The organism is Bacteroides sp. 1001136B_160425_E2 (assembly GCF_015559655.1).
GTDB lineage: Bacteria > Bacteroidota > Bacteroidia > Bacteroidales > Bacteroidaceae > Bacteroides > Bacteroides luhongzhouii.
Genome location: NZ_JADMQH010000006.1, coordinates 21,563 through 47,761, shown reverse-complemented (window position 1 = coordinate 47,761; position 26,199 = coordinate 21,563). Strand labels below are relative to the sequence as shown.

Below are 26,199 nucleotides of genomic sequence, written 5' to 3'. Positions count from 1 at the left end.
GTTGCTTTATTAGAATTGTACTTTTATACTAAATCCCATGTTTCTCAAGCTAGGTTGCATGAAATAATCCACACCAGTATAGAAAGTGCTGGTAGATGACGCAACCAATTCAGGATCGAACGGTGCCTTGCAATATATCATGGCCAGATTATTTCCTATTAAACCTAATGTTACATCAGCAATGTTATACAACCACTTTTTAGGGAGTGTATATTCAAGACTAACCTCCTGCAAACGAATATTGGTTGCTTCATATACATAGTGGTCACCTTCACCAGTACCAGCCGCTACTATGCCGAGATAATCCTTAGCGGATACATTTCTGTTATTGATAGTTACTCCTCCAGCCTGACGAAGTTGTGCGCTATATTCGGAAACACCACAACGATCAAGGAAAGCTTGTGTATTAGATACAACCAAACCACCAAAACGCCCGCTTAACAATACATTCAGACGTAAACCTTTATAAGTAAATGAGTTTCTCCATCCTAAATTAACCTTGGGAAGCAATGAACCTATTTTCTTATATTCGGTTTCCACCATACTTGGCAAACCAGTCTTGGCATCCAAATAGATATAACCATTATTATCGCGTTTAAAGTCGCGGTTGATATATAAGTCTCCCATAGAGCCACCTTCTGTCAGGCGTACTACCGGTGAAGTGGAGCCTCCCAATCTTGCTTTGTCTACATAAGGCATTTCAATCGGTTCACCCGTAATTCTGTTTGTAACACCATCAGCCAATCTTTTAATTTTATTCTTATTATAAGTAAAAGTAAAATTACTGGACCAACCGAAATCACGCCACTCATTTTTGTATCCTAAGGCCATCTCTATACCTTGGTTCTGTACACTACCTGCTTGGATGTTAACAGCCGTATACCCAGAACTTGCCGGAAGAGGCGCAGCGAATGTTTGGTTACGTGTATCAGAGTTGTAATAAGTAATATCAAAATTCAATGTATTCTTGAAGAAACGCATATTCAATCCCGCCTCATAAGATTTAGTAATTTCCGGTTTCAAATCAGAGTTTGGATACAAAGATTCTGCTTTATATTGGTCAAGCTGATCATCATAAACATAACGTACCTTTGTCAAATATGGATCATAGGCATTACCCACCGAAGTGAAAGAAAAACGTGCTTTTAAGAATGAGAACCATTCAGGCAAATCAATAACTTCACTCAAAATGCTTGAAAGACCAATAGAAGGATAGAAAAACGGTTTATTTCCTCTTTCTGAAAGAGCCAGAGAAGAATCCCAGTCAGCACGTCCGGTGAGACTTAAGTAGAGAAAACTTCTCCAGCCTATTTCCGCATTGGCAAAAACTGATTGTGTCTGACGCTTTAAACCATCAGCATTTACTTTATAATAGCCACTGCGTGTAAGGTTTTCGATGGTAAAATGATTAGTTACATTGTTCAAGTCTCCATGCAAAGAAGTCAACTCCATACGAAGATCCTTAATAGAAGCGCCCAAATTGGCCGTTACATTAAATTCATTGAACGTTTTATTGAAGTTTACCAATACATCAGCATACACTTGTCTGTCTAGACGGTTTTCTTCTTTATATCGCCCTTTTGGACCGGCAAAATTACCGACCGTACCTGCGTAGAATTTTTCGGTGTATTTACTTTCGGTATTATCGATGCTCACACGTCCTTGTACATTTAGCCCTTCAATGATGTTATATTGTAGACTAGCAGCCAATTTATAACGTCTTCTATCGTTCTCACGATTCATACGATTCATAATCCAATAAGGATTTTGAGACGAAACACCGCCTAAATCACCATATGGCCAATACTGAGTATTTACACCCGACAAATCATCATAACGTTCGTATACAGCTACATCAGAAAAATCTTCGCCACGTGGGAACAAGTACAAAGAAGTAAGCGGGTTAAAATACTGCCCTTGCGATACCATATTCTTATCGTTTTGAATAATATAGTTAGCACTTGTATCCAAAATAAACTTATTATTCAAGAAGTTGGTAGTATTACGGAATGAGAAATTATATCTATCATAGTCATTATTGGGCATAATGCCTGTTGCATTAGTTGTGGCTACAGAGATATAGCTTTGACTCTTATCATTACCTGTAGAGAGAGAAAGAGCATTGGATACATTACTTCCTGTATTAAAGAAATTTGCAGGATCGTATCTCTTATCAGTTTCTAATCCCCAGCTCATCATTTCCCCTGTCATATTACCATAAGTGTTTTGAAACTTAGGCATCATCATAGGATCACTGAATGTGGTATTATTGCTATAAGTCACGGTTGTCTTATCAGCACGTCCCTTCTTAGTAGTAATTAATACTACTCCATTAGCCCCTTCATATCCATACAATGCAGCTGCAGAAGGTCCTGTCAACAACGACATGCTCTCAATATCATCCGGATTAATGTCAGCTATTGATTCACTGCTCGGTTGTGTAGCCATAGCTCCATCACCTCCGGAAGAAGCACGATTATACATTGGAATACCATCAATCACATAGAGAGCGTTATTATTTTGCGTAATAGATTTGGCACCTCGCATTACAACCTTTACACCACCGCCTGGACCTGACGCACTAGAATTAATCTGTACCCCTGCTGCTTTACCAGCCAGTGCTCCCATAAAGTTAGTACTCTTTACAGTTGTAAGTTCATCCCCTTTCACCTGTTGTACATTATACGTCAATGCTTTCTCTGACCGCTTGATACCTAATGCAGTAACAACTACTTCGTCCAATACTTGCGTATCTTCTCCTAAGGTAACTTTCAAGGATTGTGCGTTGGCAAGTGTGATTGCTTGGGAGAAAATCATTTTCATATACTTTCCCCTAAATTCTATTCTTGTTAGATAAATAGATTAGATGTTCTATTCTTAATATGTCAGGCTAAATATAACTGAGCAAATTCAATGAATAAGAGAAAAAGTTTGCAAGATTGCGTATGAATATGCAGTAATTAAATTGTTTTTATTCATGTATGTGGTATGAATATCCGATAAAAGACGTTTGTTCAGGAATGTTCCACACCGAGAATCACTTCGTTTCTCGGTGTGGAACATTTTGATTCTTTAAATGGGACCTAATAAATCATTTAAAGAATAATAATAACTTGTTTTTTAGTAGTTGTTTTCTTCTGATTAGTGTCGATAACACAAAGAACGGAATCTTTCTATTTGATTAATATTATTGATATTAGACATTATTCTATCACTATACAGGTGATAAAAAGAAAGAATTGCAATAATATCAAACTTTTTTATTTAAATTACGTTTGGCTAAAGTGGAAATCTCTGCGTTTTTCCAAACCACTCTTGATAGCGGATACATATTCTAAATTATAGATAATCTAAATATGCGTTTTTTAATATTATACTCACTTTTATTCTATATCAATTATTGGTTCATTTTTCATTGTACATACAATTTGCATGCAAATGTATTTATCTAGAAATTAAAGTTAGTCAATAGTTGAGCATTCTTTATTCTCTCCTCTTTTTCAAAGTATGCTAAATAGTGCTCGGTTACAGATAAATTAGAGTGTCCCAAGCTTTCAGAAATATATGAGGTTTTAGCACCTCCACGTTTTAATACTGTAGCAAAAGAATGCCTTGCTGTATAAGTCGTCAATTGAAAAATTCCAATGTCTTGAGCTATCTTTTTAAGTCTCCTGTTACATTTGGTTATAATACGTCGTACCAATCTAATTTTTTCAAAGGCATCTTCGGTTCCTCTAGCATATTTAAAAATATACGTTTGCGAGCTTAATCTTGGATTACCCCATTTTTGAATAATATTCCACATTTCAGGAGTAATAATTGCATGTATCTCTTTGTTATGTTTGGTAGCCCGAGATGTCTTAGAGCGTACAAAGCATATTTCTCCATCTATAATATTTGAATACTGAAGAAATAATAAGTCCATAAAATTAATGCCATTACATAAATAAGAAAACACCCAAAGATCCCTAAATTCTTCTATGTCTTTTGTTTCACATTGATAAGACATTACTTTTTTTATTTCAGAAAGAGTAAGTGCTAATTTACGTCCACACCCTTCCGGAATTTCATATTTATTCTTTCCAAAAGGAAATGATGATTCTTTTATGATACCATCATGTACAGCACGATTTAAGACACACTTTAAGGCCCGGAAATAAATGCTTATGCTTGAATAACTTTTACCCTCTGATATCCAAAATCTTTCACAACGTTTAAGCCAATCAATTGTAATGTTTTCCAAAGGTATAGTGGAACCTCCGAAATCTTCCAAACTTTTCAAAGCACTTTGATAGTTTAGGTAGGTATTTGCTTGTTCATTAGCTTCCAGTTCTTTCATCTTTAATCGAAAAGCACTACGCAAAGTCATATCATTCATCTGCCTTCCTAACCTGACGCTTAATGTTTCAATACTAAATTCTCCTCTTTGTATCAGTTCGTTAACTTGTTGCTTAATAGTTGAAAAACTACTTTCTATATCTGATCGAATTTCTGCCAATAACCGGCTTTTTACTTTTAATAACCTTGCCCAATCTTCTTTTGACACTTCCTTCCCAGTTGAGTAATATTTTTGCTTTCTTCTATATACCACTTGAACTTTAACAGGAAACTGTCCACTCTTTTTTGCTCTTCTGGTATCTAATATGGTTAAAACCGAAATTCCATCTTTTGAATATTTGAACATAAAATGAATATTTATATCTATACAATAGGTAAAACATACATATATTGCATGCAAAATGTATGCAAATGTAATAAATCAACTTGATTTTAAAAGGTACATAAGATTCTATTTATCAAATATTTGAGTATTTATTTTTCAATTAGAAATCTTCCTATTCTATTTTTTTTGAAAAAAAATCTTATCTTCGTTTAGTAAGGTTACAACATAGAATGTATTACTATTGAATAAGCGCTTATGGGATTTATTTTAAGTGTAACCTTTAAATTTATTAATTATGAGAAACAGAGATACATGAAACCTTTGTGTGAAAACGGTAATCACATTTATCGTTTCTAATTATGAACTCTCTAAAAACTATTTCTAATTAAAAAGAATAAGATGAAAGAAATTATAAAACACAAGTTCTCACACTTGTTATTCTTCCTTTTGTTAGTTTCGTGTTTTGCTTCAGCTTATGGGCAAGAACGAACGATCACTCTTAATCTATCGAAAGTACCCTTAAACACTGCTTTGAAAGAAATTGAGAAACAAACTTCAATGTCAGTAGTCTATAATACAAATGATGTTGACATAAATCGTGTCGTATCTATCAAGGTAACAAAAGAGTCTTTGAATAATGTAATGAATCAGTTATTCAGAGGAGTTAATGTCAGTTTTTCAATAGTGGATAATCATATTGTACTTTCTGCAAAGAATAATAAAGAAGACCAGCAGAAAAAAACACCAATTACTGTCAGTGGTACTGTTACTGACTCAAAAGGAGAACCGTTGATTGGAGTTAGTATTTTGGTAAAAGGTACTTCAAATGGTACTATCACTGATATGGATGGAAATTTCAAAATACAAGCAGCTAAAGGTGATGTACTTGAAGTATCTTATATCGGTTATGCCTCCCAAGCAATCACACTTGCCAACGCACAATCCTTGAAAGTTACCTTAGGAGAAGATACGCAAGTATTGGACGAAGTAGTTGTTACTGCATTAGGTATCAAACGAGCAACTAAAGCATTAAGCTATAATGTGCAAGAAGTAAAAGGTGATGAGTTGACAGCTGTAAAGGATGCCAACTTTATGAATTCACTGTCAGGAAAGGTAGCAGGCGTTCAAATTAATAGTGGCGCAACTGGTGCCGGTGGTGCAACACGTGTTGTTATGCGTGGTATGAAATCCCTGACGAAAGATAATAATGCATTGTATGTAATTGATGGTGTACCTATTTTTAATACTGGAAAAAGTGGTGGTGAAGGATTATTTGGCGATATGGGAGGATCAGATGCCGTTGCTGACTTAAATCCGGATGATATCGCTAGTATCAGTATGATGACTGGTCCTTCTGCAGCTGCATTGTATGGTTCTGCAGCTGCAAATGGTGTCGTTTTGATTACCACTAAAAAAGGTCAGATGGAGAAAACTACCATAACGGTATCCAACAGTACTACTTTTTCTAAAGCATATATTATGCCGGATATGCAAAATCGTTATGGTACAAGTTCTGGATTATTCAGCTGGGGAGAATTGACAAACCGTCGATATAATCCGTCTGATTTCTTCGAAACAGGATCCAATGTTATCAATTCGGTTGCATTATCTACAGGAAATACCAAGAACCAGACTTACCTCTCTGCTTCTACTACTAATTCCGGTGGAATTCTTCCGAATAACTCCTACAACCGTTACAATTTTACAGCACGCAATACCACCCATTTCCTGAATGATAAACTTACTTTGGATATCGGTGCACAGTATATTGTTCAGAACAACAAGAACATGGTTTCTCAAGGACAATATTATAACCCTCTCCCATCATTGTATTTATTCCCTCGTGGAGACAACTTTGACGAAATTCGTTTGTATGAACGTTATAACACCAACTACGGTTATATGGAACAATATTGGCCTTATGGTGATGCAAGTTTATCATTACAAAATCCGTATTGGATACAAAACCGCATTAATCGCACATCCAACAAGAAACGTTATATGATGAATGCTTCTTTGAAATGGGAAGCTACAGATTGGCTCAATGTTGTCGGTCGTGTAAATCTGGACAACTCCGACTATCGGAATAAAAATGAGAAATCAGCTTCTACATTAACTACATTCTGTGGTGTTAGCGGTGGTTTTGAAGATGCCATGCGTCAAGAACGTTCTCTATACGCCGACTTCTTGGCTAATATAGATAAAACATTCGGTGATTTTCATTTAACAGCCAATATTGGTGCTTCCATATATCATACTTCAATGGATCAGTTGTACATCGCAGGTGACTTAGTTATCCCCAACTTCTTCCAAATCAACAATATTAATTTCTCTGCCAACTATAAACCGGACCCTACCGGATATGAAGATGAAATTCAAAGTATTTTTGCCAGTGCAGAATTAAGTTGGAAAAATCAACTGTATTTAACTGTAACCGGACGTAATGACTGGGATTCAAAGCTTGCATTTTCTAAACAGCAATCTTTCTTTTATCCGTCAGTCGGTTTATCGGCTTTATTATCAGAAATGGTTAAATTGCCAGAGGTGATTACTTTTGCCAAAATACGTGGTTCATACACAGTGGTCGCCTCCTCTTTCGATCGTTTCCTGACCAATCCGGGTTACGAATACAATAGCCAGACACATAACTGGGCTAATCCGACTGTTTATCCGATGGACAACATGAAACCTGAAAAAACAAAATCTTGGGAAATCGGTTTGAATTTGAAGTTTTGGAAAAATCGTTTCAGTTTGGACGCCACATATTATCGATCCAACACACTGAACCAGACATTTAAAGTGGACATTCCCTCTTCTTCTGGTTACAAACAAGCGATTGTGCAAGCCGGTGACGTGCAAAACCAAGGTCTTGAATTAGCTTTAGGGTTCAGCGATAAATGGGCAGGATTCGGATGGTCTTCTAATGCTACCTTCACTTTAAACCGTAATAAGGTAAAACGACTGGCAAGTGGCAGCGTGAATCCCGTGACCGGAGAAGCTATCCAAATGGATGAAATGAATGTAGGTTGGTTAGGAAAAGAGAATGTAGCTCCTCGTGTCATCCTGACAGAAGGTGGTTCCATGACTGATATCTATGTATACAATCAGCTGACAAAAGATAATAACGGTAACATTAAAGTTGATCAGAATGGTAATTTAGGTATTACCTCATCAAACACTCCGGTAAAAGTCGGCAACCTGGATGCTGATTTCAACCTCGGATGGACCAACCACTTCACTTACAAAGGAATCGACTTGGGAATTGTATTGTCAGCCCGTGTAGGTGGATTAGCTTATTCGGCCACTCAAGGTATTTTAGATTATTATGGAGTATCCGAAACATCTGCAACAGCTCGTGACAATGGTGGTATACCTATTAATAATGGTAAGGTTAATGCCCAAAAGTATTATCAGGCTATCGGTACGGGCGAAGGTGGTTACGGTCGTTATTATCTATATAGCGCAACCAATGTACGTTTGCAGGAATTGAGCTTAAACTATACACTTCCTAAAAGATGGTTTAAAAATGTGGCGAATATTACTTTAGGTATTGTAGGACGTAACTTATGGATGATTTACTGTAAAGCTCCGTTTGACCCGGAATTATCTGCCTCTACCTCCAGTAACTATTATATGAATGTAGACTACTTTATGCAACCTAGCTTGCGTAACTTCGGTTTTAATGTGAAAGTTCAATTCTAAAAGAAAAAGCTAATGTTATGAGAAAATATTTAAGAAATATCACAGTCGGTGCCGCTCTGTTGTTACTGGCAGGAAGTTGTACCGATAAATTTGAGGAGTATAATACGAATCAATACCAAATTCATGATGCTGACCCTGCTACTCTGATGAAGTCTATGATTGAAACAATTGTGAATATTCAGCAAAATGACTCTCAAATGCAAGACCAGATGGTGGGACAATTAGGTGGCTATTTATGCTGTTCTAACACATGGAGTGGTACAAACTTCAGCACATTCAATCAGAGTGATGCATGGAACGCTACGCCCTGGAACACTCCGTTTGAAAAAATATACGGAAACTTTTTCCAGATACAAGAAGCAACTAATTCTACCGGACATTATTATGCCTTTGCCTGTATGATACGCGCCATAACAATGCTTCGTGTTGCAGATTGCTATGGACCGATGCCTTACAGCCAAGTAAAGAAAGGGAATTTCTATGTATCTTATGATACTCAAGAACAAGTTTATACTAATATATTAAGTGATTTGGCCAATGCAGCTGATGTTTTATACAATTATTATGTAGAAACAAACGGTAACGCACCATTGGGAGCCAATGACCCCGTTTTCGATGGAAATTATTCCGGTTGGGCAAAACTGGCAAACTCAATGCGTTTACGTGTTGCAATGCGAATTAGTGGAGCATGGCCTGGCATTGCTCAAGAAGCGGCTGAAGCTGCAGTAACACATAAAGCAGGATTGATTGAAAGTAATTCGGATAATGCCATGCTTTCTTGTGGAACACAGAGTAATCCATATCAACTGGCAGCTGTAAGTTGGGGTGATTTACGTGTGAATGCAAATATTGTAGATTATATGAATGCATATGATGATCCACGTATGTCGAAGTTCTTTAACAAGTCTACCCTTGCCGGAAAGACAGATCAATATGTAGGTATGCGTACCGGAGATGCTGATTTTAAAAAGGCAGATGCAGCTGGGTTTTCTACTCCCGCATATACAGCAACGTCCAAATTAATGGTTTTCTGCGCTGCAGAAACAGCTTTTTTACGTGCAGAAGGAAAATTACGCGGTTGGAATATGGGGTCAAAAACAGCAAAAGCCTACTATGAAGATGGCATTAATCTATCTATGGAACAATATCAAGCTTCGGCTACTGAATACCTGAAGATAGATGAAGCGCCCGTCGTATCACATGAAAGTGACGCTGTACAAAATGCTACTGCAACAATTACCAATACTGTGAGTGTAATGTGGGATGACAGCGAGGCTGATAACGTAAATGGAAAAAATTTCCAACGTATTATCACTCAAAAATGGATTGCCAATTATCCACTGGGATTGGAAGCATGGGCTGAATACCGTCGTACAGGTTATCCGGAACTTTATCCTTGCATCGATAATCTATCTGATTGTGATGTAAGCAGCCAACGTGGTATGCGTCGTTTAAGCTTCCCTTATACAGAAGCACAAAATAATAAAGCTAATTATACCCTGGGAGTGCTAGAACTTGGCGGTGCTGATAATGAAGCTACTGAATTAAAGTGGGCTAAGAAGAACTAATTTATATAATGCATAAAAAGAACTTTTATGAAGAAAATTTATTTATTATACATTGTACTCATATCATTAGCTACAACTTCATTGATCGGTTGTAGTGATTGGACGGAGTCGGAAGCAAAAACTTTTCCCGAATCGATTGTATCGGATGAATATTATGCAGCTTTGCGTGCTTATAAGCAAACAGATCATCAGGTAGCCTTTGGTTGGTTTGGTGGTTGGAGTGGTGAAGGTAGCTATATGAAAAGTTCCTTAGCTGGCATTCCGGATAGTGTAGATATTGTTTCTATTTGGGGAAATTGGTCAAACATTACAGAAGCTCAAAAAAAAGATCTGCAATTTTGCCAAAAAGTTAAAGGTACTCGTTTTACTATGTGTTTTATTATCAGAAGTGTAGGCGATCAAATTACTCCACAGAATATTCGTGATAATTGGGAAAATATGGGATTTTCATCCGAAAAAGAAGCTGTGAATGATTTTTGGGGATGGCCTTCCGATGAATCAAATAAGGAAGCAATAGAAGCATCCATTCGCAAATATGCAAGTGCCATTGCCGATACAGTAAACAAATATGGTTACGACGGCTTTGATATCGATTATGAGCCTAATTTCGGCAACCCCGGCAATATTGTAGACGAAGACGATAGAATGTTTGCATTCGTTGATGAACTAGGCAAATATTTCGGTCCAAAATCAGGAACAGGCAAATTATTAGTTATTGATGGTGAACCACAAAGCATAAAAGGCAGGCCCGAAGTTGGACTGTATTTCGACTATTTTATCATTCAAGCTTACAATGACAGTAGTCCCGGTAGTGATTCTAAACTCGACAAACGTCTTATCACAGGTGGCGTAGCGGGTGCAGGGCTTGTGCAGACTTATGGAAGTGTCATGTCAGAAGAGCAAATCACAAAGATGACCATCATGACTGAAAATTTCGAAGCTACTGATGCTGCTATGAATGGTGGATATGATTACACCGATCGTTATGGTAATAAAATGAAATCTCTCGAAGGTATGGCACGTTGGCAACCAAGTAATGGTTTTCGTAAAGGTGGTGCAGGAACCTATCATATGGAAGCAGAGTATGGAACCTCACCAGAATATAAAAATATACGCCGTGCTATTCAAATAATGAATCCCTCATCACATTCATTACTTAAAAATTAATGTAAACTATGAAACGTATGAATTATATAAAAACTTTATGCTTCTCCGCTGTTATAGCAGGATTAGGAAGTATCGTAAGTTGTGGAGATGCGAAATACGATACCTTAGATACACACGCTTATATTGAAGAAGCACTCTCAGGCACAAGTCAAAAAGTGACCGTACAGGCTACTGGAGAGAGTTTTACTAGCTTAAATGTTCACCTTAGTAATCTTTCTTCTACAGACAATCATTACAAATTGGTCACAGACCAATCAGTATTGGATGCTTATAACCATATTAATGGAACTGGATATATAATGTTGCCGGAAGGCTATTATACATTACCGGAAACTATTACAGTGAAAGCCGGGCAATATGCTACCGATGCTCTCTCTATTGTCCTAAAAGCTTTCAGCCAAGAGATGATGAAATCAGGAGAATCATACGCATTACCTGTTAAACTAGTATTACAGGATGGGAATATTTCACCAATGGAGAATACCGGAACCTTTGTTATTTTAGCAGAGAGTATTATTGAATTTTCAGCTCCAATGTTCGTTGGTGCTCCCAGTTTAAAAGCCAATAAATATACGGAATCCCCCGAAACATATTCACAATATACGATAGAGGTTCGTTTCCAGGTAGCTAATACAGCAGACCGTGACCGTGCAGTATTTAAAAACGGAGGAGATGATACAAACTTTATTCTTTTACGTTTTGAAGACCCTCAAAGTGATAATGAAAATTATAAAGCACATTCATTAGTACAGATTGTAGGGCGTAACCGACTTTATTTGAATCCAAGTAATTCTTTCAAACCAAATGAATGGCAACATCTGGCATTAGTTTGTGATGGTTCTAATTATCGGCTTTACATAAACGGAGTTGATTCGGGCGTATTGAGTATCCCAACAGGAGCCACAACCTTCTCAGATGTAAATTGGTTCTGTTTAGGTGATGATCCTTATAGTAGATGGGGAAATTGTAAAATTCTAATGAGTGAAGCACGTATTTGGTCAGTAGTTCGTTCCGCTTCTCAAATTCAGAATAACATGACTCAGGTTAGCCCAAAATCTGTGGGATTGGAAGCTTATTGGCGATTCAACGAAGGACAAGGTAATGTATTCGAAGATGCAACCGGCAAAGGGCATACTTTGACTACTTCTGCTACTCCTACCTGGATTGACGGTATTTTATCTACAGATAAAGCTACCGAATGGAAATAGTAATAATTTAATCGTATGTACATATGAGAAATATATTTCAATCACTATCAATAGCAGCTCTACTCGGCTTGTTTATTCCTTTCATTTCGTCCTGTAATGATGATGATGAAGTTTTTAACGAGTGGGATGCTACGTATGTGTCTTTACAGAGAAATGACTACTTATCAGGTAACGTAAAAAAGTTTAATCTGACTCATGATGCGAATGGAATCGGAGGAGATGAGATTAAAATGGTCTTTACTGTAAAAACACAGAAAGCTGTCTCCACAGATATGACTATCGCACTAAGTACCAAAAGCGAAACAGAAGGACTTGATGCAAGTCAGATCATCTTAAGTTCCTCACAGGTTACTCTCAAAAAAGGTCAGATGACTTCTGAAGAGATCACTGCAACAGTTGATCCGGCAATATTCGCCAGTATCATGGAAAAAACAAGTTTTTCTTTCAGTGTATCAATCAGTGATGTTACAACCAATGAAAAAAACACTGTTATTAGTAGTAGTTTAAGTACATTGCCTGTCATTATTAATAAAGCTGCCTACTGTAATCTTAAAAGTGGCACTCCTAGTAATAGTCAACTTATTAGTAATCGTACGGGATGGATTATTAATATGGAAGAAGGAGTAGAGGGCGCATCTAATAACTTAATTGATGGCAAAACTGGAACTGACGTTGCTCTTAATAATAAAGGATTTTGGTTTACTGTTGATTTAGGTGAATCTAAAGTTTTAACAGGTATCAAAACGAACCATTGGGCAAGTGCATATGCCCCTAGAGAAGTGGAAATATTGCAATCTGAAAATGGTATCACATGGAAATCATTGAGTTCATTAGCAATATCTGGTGGTACACAAAATATCACGTTCATCTCTCCTATTACTACGCGATATCTAAAATATCAGATTATCACTATCTCTACAAACGGTCGTACGGATGTTACAGAATTTAATGTTTACGAACCCAAAAGTGAATAAACATAATGAATAGGTAACATAGAAATGATAAAATAGAGGGTAATCCATTGGATTACCCTCTATTTTAGAAACATATTTCACAAACATACTTCCAGACCATCAATCTATCTCCCCAAAGAATACTCCAGATCTCTATCTGTTAGTTCATCTTTGTACATCTTTCTTATGACTGTATGGTTTTGAATTAAATTTCTCCTACTGAATCTTTACGTTATCATCCGGTTTCAGCCTCTTAGGAGCGACATTGATATGTCGGGTTAAAGTCATTGACATGCCGGGTTAGTAAATCAGAGTCTCTATTCGCATGAAACGAAGGCTATGTTTCACTCAAACAGCGGCTCTATTGAAGGTAAATAGAGACTCTAAAAAAGAGACTATTTACATCTCCTTTTTGTTTTCAGGTTCGCGTTCAACCAAAAGCACCAATGAAAAGGAACTTTTTAGGTAGACTGAAGGCTGAATGCGGTTTTTAACTAATTCTATTTAAATGGGCTCATCACGGTGAAGTTTGTTCAAAACTGCACCAAAATAAAATTTTCGATCAAACACTTGTTTTTCTAATGTTCTAAGAAAGCCATAAAGGACAGGGGGATTCTTAATGAGTTAAGAATCCCCCTGTAAAAAGACTTATGTTTATCTCTTATTTCTTCATCATCCGAACAATCCGTCCGTCTTTCTTATAAGAAAAATGATTTGTATGCATTAAAACATTCAATATTTCATCAGCAGTGCTATCAGTAGAGAATTCACCAGTGAACCGTTCTGATTTCAAAGCATCATCCTTATAGATAAATTTAATATCATACAATTTCTCCATAATATTGGTTATTTCCAATAAAGAATGTTGTTTGAATTCCAACTTACCTTTCATCCACAGGAGTACATCCGTAGGTTGGTTATATTCAATCAACTCTGCCTGATAAGTATCCGTATTCACATTCAATGTCTGTCCCGGTTTCAGCAAATAGCCATTATCTTCCGTCCGTGGAGAATCCACCCGCACCAGACCTTGAAGCAAGGTAGTCACTACCCTATTCTCTTCTTCACGTGCACGCACATTAAATTTCGTACCAAGCACACAAGTCTTGATTTGTTTACTGTTTACTATAAATGGAGCATGCTTATCATGGGAAACCTCAAAATAAGCTTCACCCGACAAATCGATTTGGCGATCCGAACTCCAGAAAGAATTATGATAAACTAATTTAGAAGATGCATTCAGCCATACCCTACTACCATCCGGCAGTACAGTTTGTGCCCTCTGTCCGGCAGCAGTTATCACCTCATAATCTGAAAGTTTATTGGAAAGTAATCCCCAAGCAATTCCACCGGCAAAAACAAGCCCGGTAAGAAAAGCAGCAGCCACAATAGCATAACGTCTCCAACGGATTGAGATATTTTTCCGTTTAATCTTTTTCTCCTTTTCTCTGATAGCCGACTTAAATTTATCTAATGACGCCTCTGTATCTACAGTATTCATCACCACTACACGCTCACCTAGAAAAAGAGTATAATAAAGTTGCTCCAAAGCTTTCCGGTTTCCCGGTTCTTCCTCGCACCAAGTTTCCACCCGGGCAGCCTCTTCATCATTACATTCACCCCGCAGATAATTCAACAAGATAGTTTCATCCATGCTCATTTAACCTTTTACAATAAAAAACTATAATACCTTTGTAGTAATACAGTTGTGATTACAAATATACTAAACGAAAAAGAAAAAAATATTTTTTCTCGCATTTTTATTTCATTTATCTACTTCTTTCATTATTTTTGTCTTACATAAATTAAAAGAGAATGCCACAATCTCCGATATATTTGGATATTAATAATAATAAGTCCGTCATTACTGCCCTAAAAGCAGGAGAAGAAAAAGTTTTTGACGTCGTCTACAGACATTATTTCCGTAGGCTATGTGCTTTTTGTTCTCAGTACGTAGGTGAGCAGGAAGAAATAGAAGAGATTGTGCAGGAAACAATGATGTGGCTGTGGGAAAACCGTTGTACTCTGATGGAAGATTTGACACTCAAAACACTCCTTTTTACGATTGTCAAGAACAAAGCCCTCAACCGCCTTTCCCATTTTGAGATTAAACGAAAAGTACATCAGGAAATCGTTGATAAATATGATAGTGAACTCAATAACCCGGACTTCTATTTGAGTGATGAGCTTTTCCGGCTATATGAAGAAGCATTAAAAAAACTTCCGAAAGAATATCTCGAAGCCTACGAAATGAACCGTAATCACCATCTGACGCATAAAGAAATTGCTGAGAAACTGAATGTATCTCCACAAACGATTAATTACAGGATTGGACAAGCTTTAAAACTATTACGAGTAGCTTTAAAAGACTATCTACCTTTATTCATACTTATTTTCGGACCTAATTTTTTTGAACAATCATGAAATCAAACTTTGTATTTAGTAGTTCAAGCCTGTTTATCGGACTTTTTCTTTTCTTCTTCACAGAAAATGTATGTTCACAAGAATCCGCTGACAACTGGACTCTTAAACAAGCCCGTCAATGGACACAGAAGCAAGAATGGGCGAACGGACTGAAAGCAATGCCTCATAAGACAACCGATTATCAGGAATTTGCCTCACAATATCACAAGAACAAAAAAGTGTGGGACAAGACTTTCCAATGGCTGGCTACCCACGACCTCGTAAATATGCCTGCCGGACGATACGAAGTAGATGGTGAGCATTGCTACATCAATGTACAGGACGCAACAACACAAGATGTCAGTAAACGCAAAATTGAAGCACACCGCCACGGCATCGATCTGCAATATGTAGTAAAAGGCACCGAACGTTTCGGAATTACTTCAGCCGAATATGCGGAACCTATCACCGAATATAAACCGGATGTTACTTTCTACAAAGCCAAGAAAATAAAATATGTAGATTCCACCCCGGACACATTCTTCATGTTCTTCCCCAAAAACTTCCATCAGGCATTAGTAAAAGCCGGGAAAGAACCGGAAGAGATACGAGTAATCGTTGCTAAAATCGAATATATCCCTTAAACAAAAACATGAGTGAACTTCTAGTCTATAAAGCCTCCGCAGGTTCTGGTAAAACATTTACCCTAGCTGTGGAATACATCAAACTGTTAATTCTCAATCCCCGTGCCTACCGGCAAATTCTCGCTGTAACCTTTACCAATAAGGCAACTGCAGAAATGAAGGAACGTATTCTTAGTCAGCTTTACGGCATACAGATAGGCGATAAAGATTCGGAAGCCTATCTCAACCGTATCAAAGAAGAAACAGGAAAAACAGAGCAGGAGATACGGGAAGCGGCAGGCGTTGCCCTTAGCTATATGCTGCATGATTACAGTCGGTTCAGGGTAGAGACTATCGACTCATTTTTCCAATCTGTCATGCGTAACCTCGCACGAGAACTGGAACTTAGCCCGAACCTGAATATCGAGTTAAACAACACCGAAGTTCTTAGTGACGCAGTAGATAGCATGATCGAGAAACTAGGTCCCACTTCCCCTGTCCTCGCATGGTTATTAGACTATATCAACGAACGAATTGCCGATGATAAACGGTGGAACGTATCGGATGAAGTAAAAAGTTTCGGACGCAATATTTTCGATGAAGGTTATATTGAGAAAGGAGAAGGACTCCGGCAACGACTACGTAATCCGGACACCATCAAAGAATACCGCAAACAACTGAAAGCTCTGGAAACGGAAATACTGGAGCAAATGAAAGGATTCTATGACCAATTTGAAGGAGAGCTGGACGGTCATGCACTAACTGCCGATGATCTGAAAAATGGTTCACGAGGAATCGGTAGTTATTTCCGTAAACTTAATAATGGCGTTTTAAGCAATGATATCCGTAATGCCACAGTAGAGAAATGCTTGGAAGATGCCAAGAACTGGGCAACCAAGACTTCTCCCCGTTATGCGGATATCATCAATCTAGCCAATTCCAGCCTTATACAAATCCTGGAAGATGCTGAAAAGTTGCGTACCAAAAATAATTTGTTACTGAATAGTTGCCGGTTATCCCTGCAACATCTCAATAAAGTGCAACTTCTCGCCAATATCGACGAAGAAGTACGTCAGTTGAACCACGACAACAATCGTTTCCTATTGTCAGACACGAACGCCCTGCTTCACCAACTGGTGAAAGACGGTGACTCCTCTTTCGTATTCGAAAAGATAGGGACGAATATCCATAATGTCATGATAGACGAGTTTCAGGATACCAGCCGAATGCAATGGGGCAACTTCAAACTGCTCTTACTTGAAGGGCTGTCTCAAGGAGCAGACAGTTTGATTGTAGGAGACGTCAAACAGTCCATTTATCGTTGGCGGAATGGTGACTGGGGAATTCTCAATAGCCTGAATGATCACATCGAGCATTTTCCGATCCGCGTCAAGACATTGGCTACCAACCGGAGAAGCGAAACGAATGTCATCCGGTTTAACAACCAAATCTTCACGGCTGCTGTCAACTATCTGAACGGAGTGTATAAACAACAATTAGGCAAAGATTGTGAGGATTTGCAGAAAGCCTATGCCGACGTTATGCAGGAATCTCCCCGAAATACAGAAAAAGGATACGTCAAAGTCTCTTTTCTCGAACCCGACGAAGAACATGACTATACCGAGCAGACACTTATTAGTCTGGGAACAGAAGTGGAAAACCTCCTCGCCTCGGGAATACAGCTTAATGACATTGCCATCTTAGTACGAAAAAATAAAAATATTCCCCGTATCGCCGATTACTTCGATAAGGAATTACACTATAAAGTGGTATCAGACGAAGCCTTTCGCCTTGACGCCTCTCTTGCCATTTGCATGATGCTGGATGCCCTGCGATTTCTTTCCGACGAAAACAATAAAATAGCACGTGCCCAGCTGGTCATAGCCTACCAAAATGAGGTTTTACAAAAAGGGTTGGATTGGAATACTCTCCTACTCCTCCCCGCTGAGAATTATCTTCCCGTCGCTTTTCTTGAACAGATAAAGGAATTAAGACTAATGCCCCTCTATGAGCTATTAGAAGAGCTTTTCAGTATATTCGAGATGAATCTTATCAAAGACCAGGATGCCTACTTATTCGCATTCTTCGATGCTGTGACTGATTATCTGCAAAGTAACTCTTCCGAACTTGACGGATTTATCCGGTATTGGGACGAAACATTATGCAGTAAAACAATTCCAAGTGGAGAAGTAGAAGGTATCCGGATTTTCTCCATACACAAATCCAAAGGATTGGAATTCCATACCGTGCTCCTTCCTTTCTGCGACTGGAAACTGGAGAATGAGACCAATAACCAACTCGTATGGTGTACGCCACAAACAGCACCGTTCAATACATTGGATATTCTCCCGATCAACTATTCCACCCAAATGGCAGAATCTATTTATGGAAACGACTACCTGCAAGAGCGTCTCCAGCTTTGGGTAGATAACCTCAATCTATTATATGTAGCCTTTACCCGTGCAGGGAAAAACCTCATTATTTGGAGCAGAAAAAGTCAAAAAGGTACCATGTCCGAACTATTGGCAAACGCTCTCCCGATGGTGGCAAAAGAAGAAGGTATTGATTGGGAAGAAGACTGTTACGAACAAGGTCAATTATGTCCGTCGGAAGAAGAAAGAAGAAAAACATCTACCAATAAGCTGACCCAGAAACCGGAAAAGCTCCCTATTCGGATGGAATCCATGCGCCATGATATTGAGTTTCGTCAGTCCAACCGTTCAGCGGACTTCATCCAGGGAATTGAGGAAGAAGATTCGGACGACCGCTTTATCAACCGCGGGCGTATGTTACACACCCTGTTTTCTGTTATCGAAACAGCAAAAGATATAGATCCGGCTATCGAACGGCTCATTTTTGAAGGAGTTATCAGAAATGACGAAAAAGAAAAAGTGGCCCGTGAAGTTGCTACGAAAGCTTTTTCTTCTCCTGAAATTCAAGATTGGTATTCCGGAAAGTGGACATTGTTTAATGAGTGTGCCATTATTTATAAAGAAAAAGGAGTGCTGCAAACCCGTCGCCCGGACCGCGTAATGATGAAAGACAACCAAGTTGTTGTGGTTGATTTCAAATTTGGTAAGGAAAACCCTAAATATAATAAACAGGTAAAAGGCTACATGCAACTACTTACCAAGATGGGATATAAGAATATCACCGGTTACTTGTGGTATGTGGATGAAGAAAAAATAGAAAAAGTATGAAAGCAGTTCCCCTCATTGGCATCGCCCGCCATCGACTAACTATTGACGGTGAAGGAGTTACAACATTAGTTGCTTTTCACGGTTGCCCGTTGCGTTGCAAATACTGTCTCAATCCGACATCTTTGCAGCCCGATGGTGTTTGGGAGAGTTATGATTGTAACCAGCTCTACGAGGAAGTATGCAAAGATGAACTTTACTTTTTGGCGAGTTGTGGCGGAGTCACATTTGGAGGTGGAGAACCTTTATTACAAAGCGAATTTATCAGGCAATTCCGCCAACTCTGTGGCCCGGAATGGAGAATCACTGTCGAAACCTCTCTCAATGTTCCGCAACAGAATGTAGAAGAACTGATTTCTATTATAGACAATTACATAGTCGACATCAAAGATATGAATAATGACATCTATCAGCGATATACCGGAAAGAATAATGAAAACGTCTTAGGTAATTTACGATATTTAATCGGGCAAGACAGAGCCAAGCAAATCGTTATTCGGACACCACTCATCCCTTCCTATAATGCGGAGAAGGATATTGACCAAAGCATAGAACTTTTGAAAGAAATGGGAATCACTCAATTCGACCGATTCACCTATAAAACCCCTAATGATTAATGCCATGGCAAGAGGAAAACAAACCTGTAAAATTTTAAAAGAGATTCGTCGGCAGATAGCCGAAGCGAATGATATTGAATTCATCACCTCTGAATGTCAGTATCAGGGAGACTGTTTGGGCACTTGTCCCAAATGCGAAGCGGAAGTTCGTTATTTGGAGCAGCAGCTTGAGCGAAAACGCCGTATAGGTAAGGTTATCACTCTGTTTGGACTATCAACTGGTATACTTACAATAATACCTTCTACTTCATTGAACGCGGAAACACTGCAATGCCCTAAAAATTGGACCATTACTGCTGACAGCCTGATACAAGAAAAAAACACGAAAGGAGAAGCTCCCTATTATGGTCTTGAGAAACTACCGGAATTTCCCGGAGGAATGGAAAAATTCATAGAATTTCTAAAAGAGAATCTTCATTATTCAGAAATAGATAGCATTGCTAATAATACATACACTTATGTACAATTCACAATAGATTATGACGGCCAAGTTATCAATCCAAAGATTACTCACAAGATTCATCCCAAAGTTGAAGCTGAAATATTAAGAGTCATGTCTCTCATTCCTCGTTGGAAACCCGGCACATTGGCAAATGAAACAGTACAAGTAAAATACAATCTGATGCTCTCATTCAATGTAATGTATGGTCCGGAACTGAGAATCACTGACATTCGTATAAACTATCCTGATGTTTACGAGGAAGTACCTGTTATGCCTCAATTTCCTGAAGGCCAACAAGCCCTCATGCAGTTTCTTGCAAAAAAAATCCAATATCCTACAATAGCACAAGGAGATATGGGTACGGGACGCGTTATAATTCAATTCATCGTTGACAAGGAAGGCAACATAATCAAACCCAGAGTTGTACGCAGCGTAGATCCTTACCTGGATAAAGAAGCATTGCGTGTCATCAATCAAATGCCCAAATGGAAACCGGGAGAGCTGGAAGATGGTACTAAAGTAGCCGTTTATTTCACCGTTCCCGTTATGTTCCGACTACAATAAATATATGAACTTAGAAAAAAAATAATCAATATGCAATCATTTCTCCAACTAGTCGCTCACGATTTATATGCCAAAATAGGAAATGACCTGTCACGTACAGCACTCATTTTCCCCAATAAACGTGCTAACTTGTTTTTCAATGAATATTTGGCAGGAGAATCCGATCAACCGATCTGGTCACCAGCTGCCATGAGTATCAGCGACCTGTTTCAAAAACTATCAGTACAAAAAAGCGGTGACCCTATTCGATTAGTTTGTGAGCTTTATAAAGTATTCAAAGAGGAAACACAGAGTCAGGAAACATTGGATGATTTCTACTTCTGGGGAGAGTTGTTGATTAGTGATTTTGATGATGTGGATAAGAATATGGTTGATGCCGATAAACTATTCAGTAATCTGCAAGATCTGAAGAACCTGATGGACGACTATGAATTCCTTGATAAAGAACAGGAAGAAGCCATTCAACAGTTTTTTCAGAATTTCTCTATTGAAAGACGAACCGAACTCAAAGAGAAATTTATTTTCCTTTGGAACAAGCTAGGCACGATCTACCATCGTTACCGGGAAAACCTGACAGAGCTAGGTATTGCATACGAAGGCATGCTCTACCGGAATGTGATTGAGCAACTTGATACCGATCAACTCAAATACGATAAATACATATTTGTCGGTTTCAATGTACTGAACAAAGTAGAAAACGAATTTTTCAGAAAGCTGAAAGATGCAGACAAAGCACTCTTTTATTGGGACTACGATATTTTCTACACCCAACAAATCAGAAAACATGAAGCCGGAGAATTTCTGAAACGTAATCTGGGGGAATTTCCGAACGAACTCCCGGAAAGTTTTTTCAATACCTTCAAAGAACCGAAAAAAATACGCTATATTTCCGCCTCCACCGAAAATGCACAAGCCCGTTTCCTCCCCGAATGGATCAAAATGATTACGGACGATCATTCACAAATTGCCGAAGAAAAGGAAAAAGAAAATGCCGTAGTACTTTGCAATGAAGCCCTGCTGCTTCCCGTACTTCATTCCATTCCACAGGAAGTGAAGAATGTCAATATCACCATGGGATTCCCATTGGCTCAAACTCCTGTTTATAGTTTTATTAATGCCGCTATGGAGCTACAAACCAATGGTTATCGCTCCGATACCGGTCGATTCACTTACGAGGCAGTATCAGCCATATTGAAACATCCTTATACTCAGCAAATCTCATCCCATGCCGGTCCACTGGAACGCGAACTAACTAAAACAAACCGCTTCTATCCACTTCCATCGGAACTGAAGCAAGATGATTTCCTGGCCACCCTCTTCACTCCCCGTAATGGCATTAAAGAGCTATGCGATTATCTGATTGAATTAATCAAGGACATTTCAACCATTTATCGTAAAGAAGGGGAATACAATGATATTTTCAATCAACTTTATAGAGAATCCCTCTTCCAAAGCCATACAAAAATCAACCGTCTCTACAGCTTAATTGAAAGTGGAGAACTAAGTATACGTACCGACACTCTGAAACGTCTGATAACCAAAGTGCTGACAGCTTCCAATATTCCTTTCCATGGAGAGCCCGCTATCGGAATGCAAGTCATGGGAGTATTGGAAACACGTAATCTGGACTTCCGGAATCTCATCATATTATCTCTTAACGAAGGACAACTCCCCAAATCCGGAGGAGAATCTTCTTTTATTCCTTACAACCTCCGGAAAGCTTTTGGCATGACCACTATCGAACATAAGAATGCAGTGTATGCCTACTACTTCTATCGCCTGATACAACGGGCAGAAAATATCACTCTGCTCTACAATACTTCCTCGGACGGTCTCAACCGTGGAGAAGAATCCCGCTTCATGCTACAATTACTCGTGGAAGGTCCGCATGATATCACTCGTGAATATCTGGAAGCCGGACAATCCCCGCAAAGCACCCAAGAGATACAGATAGAGAAAACGCCTGAAGTGCTAAGACGAATTTACCAAGCTTACGATAGTACTAATCCATCATCGGTAATTCTTTCCCCTTCCGCCCTCAATGCGTATCTTGATTGCCGGTTGAGATTTTATTACCGTTACGTAGCGAGATTAAAGACACCAGATGAAGTCAGTGCAGAAATTGATTCAGCTTTGTTTGGAACCATTTTCCATCTCTCTGCCCAATTGGCATACACCGATTTAACTGCCAATGGGAAAATGATACAGAAAGAAGATATCGAACGCTTATTACGTAATGAAATAAAGCTGCAAAACTACGTTGATCAAGCCTTCAAAGAAGAATTATTCAGGGTCGCTCCCGAAGAAAAGCCTGAATATAACGGCATACAACTTATCAACTCCAAAGTAATTGTTTCTTATCTGAAACAATTACTACGCAACGACCTTCAATATACTCCTTTTGAGATGGTCGCCATGGAAAAGAAGGTTTCAGAAGAGATAACCATACAAACGGGACAGGGTCCGTTCGCTCTCCGTCTGGGTGGGACAATCGACCGTATGGATGCTAAAGAAAGTACCCTACGGATCGTTGACTACAAAACAGGAGGAAGCCCTAAGATTCCAGCCAACATCGAGCAACTGTTCACGCCATCAGAAACACGCCCGAACTATATCTTCCAGACTTTCCTGTATGCCGCTATCATGAGCCGGAAGCAATCATTAATGGTAGCTCCTGCTCTGCTCTACATTCATCGGGCAGCATCGGAAAGTTACTCGCCTGTTATTGAAATGGGAGAACCCCGCAAACCGAAAATACCAGTAAACAATTTCGCCTTCTTTGAAGATGAATTCCGTGAACGCCTGCAAGCATTATTAGAAGAGATATTTAATGAAAAGGAACCTTTCACGCAGACAAAGGACACAAAAAAGTGTTCGTATTGCGATTTTAAAGCTATCTGTAAGCGATAGAGCGAAAGTAGAAACAAATAAAACAGGGCACGATTTACATGAATATGTAAATCGTGCCCTGTTTTATTTGTTAAGTCTATGTAATTGTAGTGACGCCTACTTCTCCAATAATGGAATTGAAAAACTAAATGTAGATCCGTCTCCTTTCTTTGAAGTAAACCACAGCTTACCACCATTCTTGACAACAAAGTCCTGACACAATAATAATCCGAGTCCCGAACCTTCCTCATTGTTTGTACCGAAGGTACTGAAATGAGTATCGGTATGCAACAACTTCTTCTGATTTTCGTCATCAATACCGCATCCAGTGTCTTTCACACTTACGATTGCCATACCATCTTCCTCAGCCAGTGACACCACTACGTCCGAGCCTTCATTGCTAAACTTGATCGCATTGCTGATTAAATTACGGATCACCGTCTTGATCATATCAATATCAGCACGAACAGCCACATTTTCGACAGGTACATCTTGTACAATCTTAATATTTTTCAGACTGGCCACCATCGTAAAGATTTCGCTTACGCCCTCTACGACTTCCACCATATTAATATCCTGATAAACCACCTTCAGCTTACCAATCTGGCTCTTCGTCCATTTCAGCAGATTATCAAGCAATGAGAATACATCTTCTGTTGTCTGATTAGCCATCGTCAGCAATTCATACATCTCATCACCAATTGTATCACTCGGTAAATTCAGAATCAGCATATTCAGCACCATCTTGATAGATCCCATTGGTGAACGTAAGTCATGTGCAATCACAGAATAAAGTTTGTCACGTCCCATGATAGTCTTACGCAACTCTTCCGTTTGTGCAACAATGATTCTTTTCGCTGCAACCAACGAAATCTGGTGCGTCACACGAATAATCAATTCTTCTTTATTAAATGGCTTTGAAATAAAATCATTACCACCCACCTGAAATCCTTTTACGATATCCGCCGTACTGTTTAGAGCAGTCAGGAAGATAATGGGAATTTCAGCCATTTCGGGGTCCGCTTTCATTTGTTGAGCTACCTCAAAGCCACTGATATCCGGCATCATTACATCCAATAATACAAGATCCGGATTTTCCTTCTTCACTTGTTCCAACGCCTGTGTTCCATTACCGGCAGTCACAATATTGAATTTCTCGTTGGTCAAGAGTACCTTTAGTAAAAGGACATTTGAAATCACATCGTCCACAATAAGGACTTTATATTCAGAAGGATTAATTTCCATATTCATAATTTTCTTTTTTATGCTTCAGACATTTTTAAAATATTCAATCATATGCTTCAGCCCCTCTTCAAGTTCAACAGTAGGCTGCCAACCCAATTTCTCTTTAGCCAATGTAATATCCGGTTGGCGTTGTTTAGGATCATCATCCGGTAAAGACTTAAATACAATCTTCGAAGATGAACCGGTCAGGCTAATGATCCTTTCCGCCAATTCCAATACCGGAAATTCATTCGGATTCCCCAGATTCATAGGACCTGTAAACTCGTCCTCCGTATTCATCATTCTTATCATTCCTTCAATCAAATCATCAATATACTGGAAGCTGCGTGTCTGCTTCCCATCACCATATATAGTTATATCTTCATTATTCAACGCTTGAAGAATAAAATTAGAAACAACCCGTCCGTCATTCGGCAACATTCGCGGACCATACGTATTAAAAATACGGATAATCTTCACACGCACATTGTTCTGACGGTGATAATCCATAAATAATGTTTCTGCACAACGCTTTCCCTCATCATAACAAGACCGGTACCCCACCGGATTCACATTTCCCCAGTAGCTTTCCGATTGCGGATGAACAATTGGATCTCCATATACCTCGCTCGTAGAAGCTTGCAGAATTTTGGCATCCAGTCTCATTGCCAATCCCAGCATATTAATAGCTCCCATCACAGATGTTTTGGCTGTTTGAATCGGGTCATGTTGATAATGAATGGGAGATGCTGGACATGCTAAATTATAAATTTCATCTACTTCCGCCGAATAAGGATAAGTGACATCATGCCTTACCACCTCAAAATGATGATTATCCATCAAATGAATGATGTTATCTTTCGAACCCGTAAAAAAATTATCCAGGCATATCACGTCGTGACCTTCGTTTATAAGCCGTGTACAAAGATGAGAGCCTATAAAACCGGCTCCGCCACTTACCAATATTCTTTTCATTCTA

General features: G+C 38.7%; 16 protein-coding genes. 11 read left to right on the top strand and 5 right to left on the bottom strand.

Features of this window, described 5'->3' with window-relative positions; genetic code table 11:
• Positions 1-9: 9 nt before the first annotated feature.
• Positions 10-2,823, bottom strand: a complete 2,814-nt coding sequence (locus I2I04_RS07400) for a SusC/RagA family TonB-linked outer membrane protein (protein WP_185911480.1) — start codon at positions 2,821-2,823, stop codon at positions 10-12.
• A 625-nt stretch (positions 2,824-3,448) separates the two neighbouring features.
• Positions 3,449-4,684: a site-specific integrase gene (locus tag I2I04_RS07395; protein WP_143260095.1), complete on the bottom strand. Its 1,236-nt coding sequence runs from the start codon at positions 4,682-4,684 to the stop codon at positions 3,449-3,451.
• Positions 4,685-5,062: 378 nt separating this feature from the next.
• On the opposite strand from I2I04_RS07395, the gene I2I04_RS07390 reads away from it, so the two are divergent.
• From I2I04_RS07390 to I2I04_RS07370, 5 genes are read left to right on the top strand one after another with little or no spacing between them, the layout of a single operon-like run.
• A complete protein-coding gene (locus I2I04_RS07390; protein ID WP_185911479.1) occupies positions 5,063-8,365 on the top strand; it encodes a TonB-dependent receptor in 3,303 nt (1,100 codons plus the stop codon).
• 17 nt (positions 8,366-8,382) lie between these two features.
• On the top strand, positions 8,383-9,933 hold the full coding sequence (locus tag I2I04_RS07385) for a SusD/RagB family nutrient-binding outer membrane lipoprotein (RefSeq protein WP_143260093.1): 1,551 nt from the start codon (positions 8,383-8,385) through the stop codon (positions 9,931-9,933).
• A 27-nt stretch (positions 9,934-9,960) separates the two neighbouring features.
• Positions 9,961-11,100, top strand: a complete 1,140-nt coding sequence (locus I2I04_RS07380; protein ID WP_143260092.1) for a glycoside hydrolase family 18 — start codon at positions 9,961-9,963, stop codon at positions 11,098-11,100.
• An 8-nt stretch (positions 11,101-11,108) separates the two neighbouring features.
• Positions 11,109-12,308, top strand: coding sequence for a DUF1735 and LamG domain-containing protein (locus I2I04_RS07375; RefSeq protein ID WP_143260091.1), 1,200 nt, complete (start codon positions 11,109-11,111; stop codon positions 12,306-12,308).
• A 23-nt stretch (positions 12,309-12,331) separates the two neighbouring features.
• The gene (locus I2I04_RS07370; protein ID WP_143260090.1) at positions 12,332-13,282 is read left to right on the top strand and encodes a DUF4999 domain-containing protein; all 951 of its coding nucleotides are present in this window, start codon (positions 12,332-12,334) and stop codon (positions 13,280-13,282) included.
• A 640-nt stretch (positions 13,283-13,922) separates the two neighbouring features.
• Here I2I04_RS07370 and I2I04_RS07365 read toward each other — a convergent pair.
• A complete protein-coding gene (locus tag I2I04_RS07365; protein WP_195470481.1) occupies positions 13,923-14,915 on the bottom strand; it encodes a FecR family protein in 993 nt (330 codons plus the stop codon).
• 161 nt (positions 14,916-15,076) lie between these two features.
• Between I2I04_RS07365 and I2I04_RS07360 the strand changes: the two genes are divergently transcribed.
• The 6 genes from I2I04_RS07360 to I2I04_RS07335 are packed head-to-tail and all read left to right on the top strand — an operon-like array spanning position 15,077 to position 24,017.
• The gene (locus I2I04_RS07360) at positions 15,077-15,685 is read left to right on the top strand and encodes an RNA polymerase sigma-70 factor (RefSeq protein ID WP_143260088.1); all 609 of its coding nucleotides are present in this window, start codon (positions 15,077-15,079) and stop codon (positions 15,683-15,685) included.
• Positions 15,682-16,308: a YhcH/YjgK/YiaL family protein gene (locus tag I2I04_RS07355; RefSeq protein WP_008640554.1), complete on the top strand. Its 627-nt coding sequence runs from the start codon at positions 15,682-15,684 to the stop codon at positions 16,306-16,308. The genes I2I04_RS07360 and I2I04_RS07355 overlap by 4 nt, the downstream gene beginning before the upstream one ends.
• Before the next feature lie 8 nt (positions 16,309-16,316).
• Entirely contained in the window at positions 16,317-19,487 is a 3,171-nt protein-coding gene (locus I2I04_RS07350; RefSeq protein ID WP_195654693.1) for a UvrD-helicase domain-containing protein, read from the top strand.
• Positions 19,484-20,101, top strand: coding sequence for a radical SAM protein (locus I2I04_RS07345; protein ID WP_195654692.1), 618 nt, complete (start codon positions 19,484-19,486; stop codon positions 20,099-20,101). Before I2I04_RS07350 ends, I2I04_RS07345 begins: the two co-directional genes overlap by 4 nt.
• Complete coding sequence (locus I2I04_RS07340) at positions 20,094-21,107, top strand: energy transducer TonB (RefSeq protein WP_143260084.1); 1,014 nt, start codon at positions 20,094-20,096, stop codon at positions 21,105-21,107. The genes I2I04_RS07345 and I2I04_RS07340 overlap by 8 nt, the downstream gene beginning before the upstream one ends.
• A 30-nt stretch (positions 21,108-21,137) precedes the next feature.
• Complete coding sequence (locus tag I2I04_RS07335) at positions 21,138-24,017, top strand: PD-(D/E)XK nuclease family protein (protein ID WP_195654691.1); 2,880 nt, start codon at positions 21,138-21,140, stop codon at positions 24,015-24,017.
• 96 nt (positions 24,018-24,113) lie between these two features.
• On the opposite strand, the gene I2I04_RS07330 is transcribed toward I2I04_RS07335, so the two are convergent.
• Positions 24,114-25,247 (bottom strand): hybrid sensor histidine kinase/response regulator, encoded by a 1,134-nt coding sequence (locus tag I2I04_RS07330; RefSeq protein WP_143260082.1) that lies wholly within the window; start codon positions 25,245-25,247, stop codon positions 24,114-24,116.
• An 18-nt stretch (positions 25,248-25,265) separates the two neighbouring features.
• A complete protein-coding gene (locus tag I2I04_RS07325; RefSeq protein WP_143260081.1) occupies positions 25,266-26,195 on the bottom strand; it encodes a UDP-glucuronic acid decarboxylase family protein in 930 nt (309 codons plus the stop codon).
• Positions 26,196-26,199 lie beyond the last annotated feature (4 nt).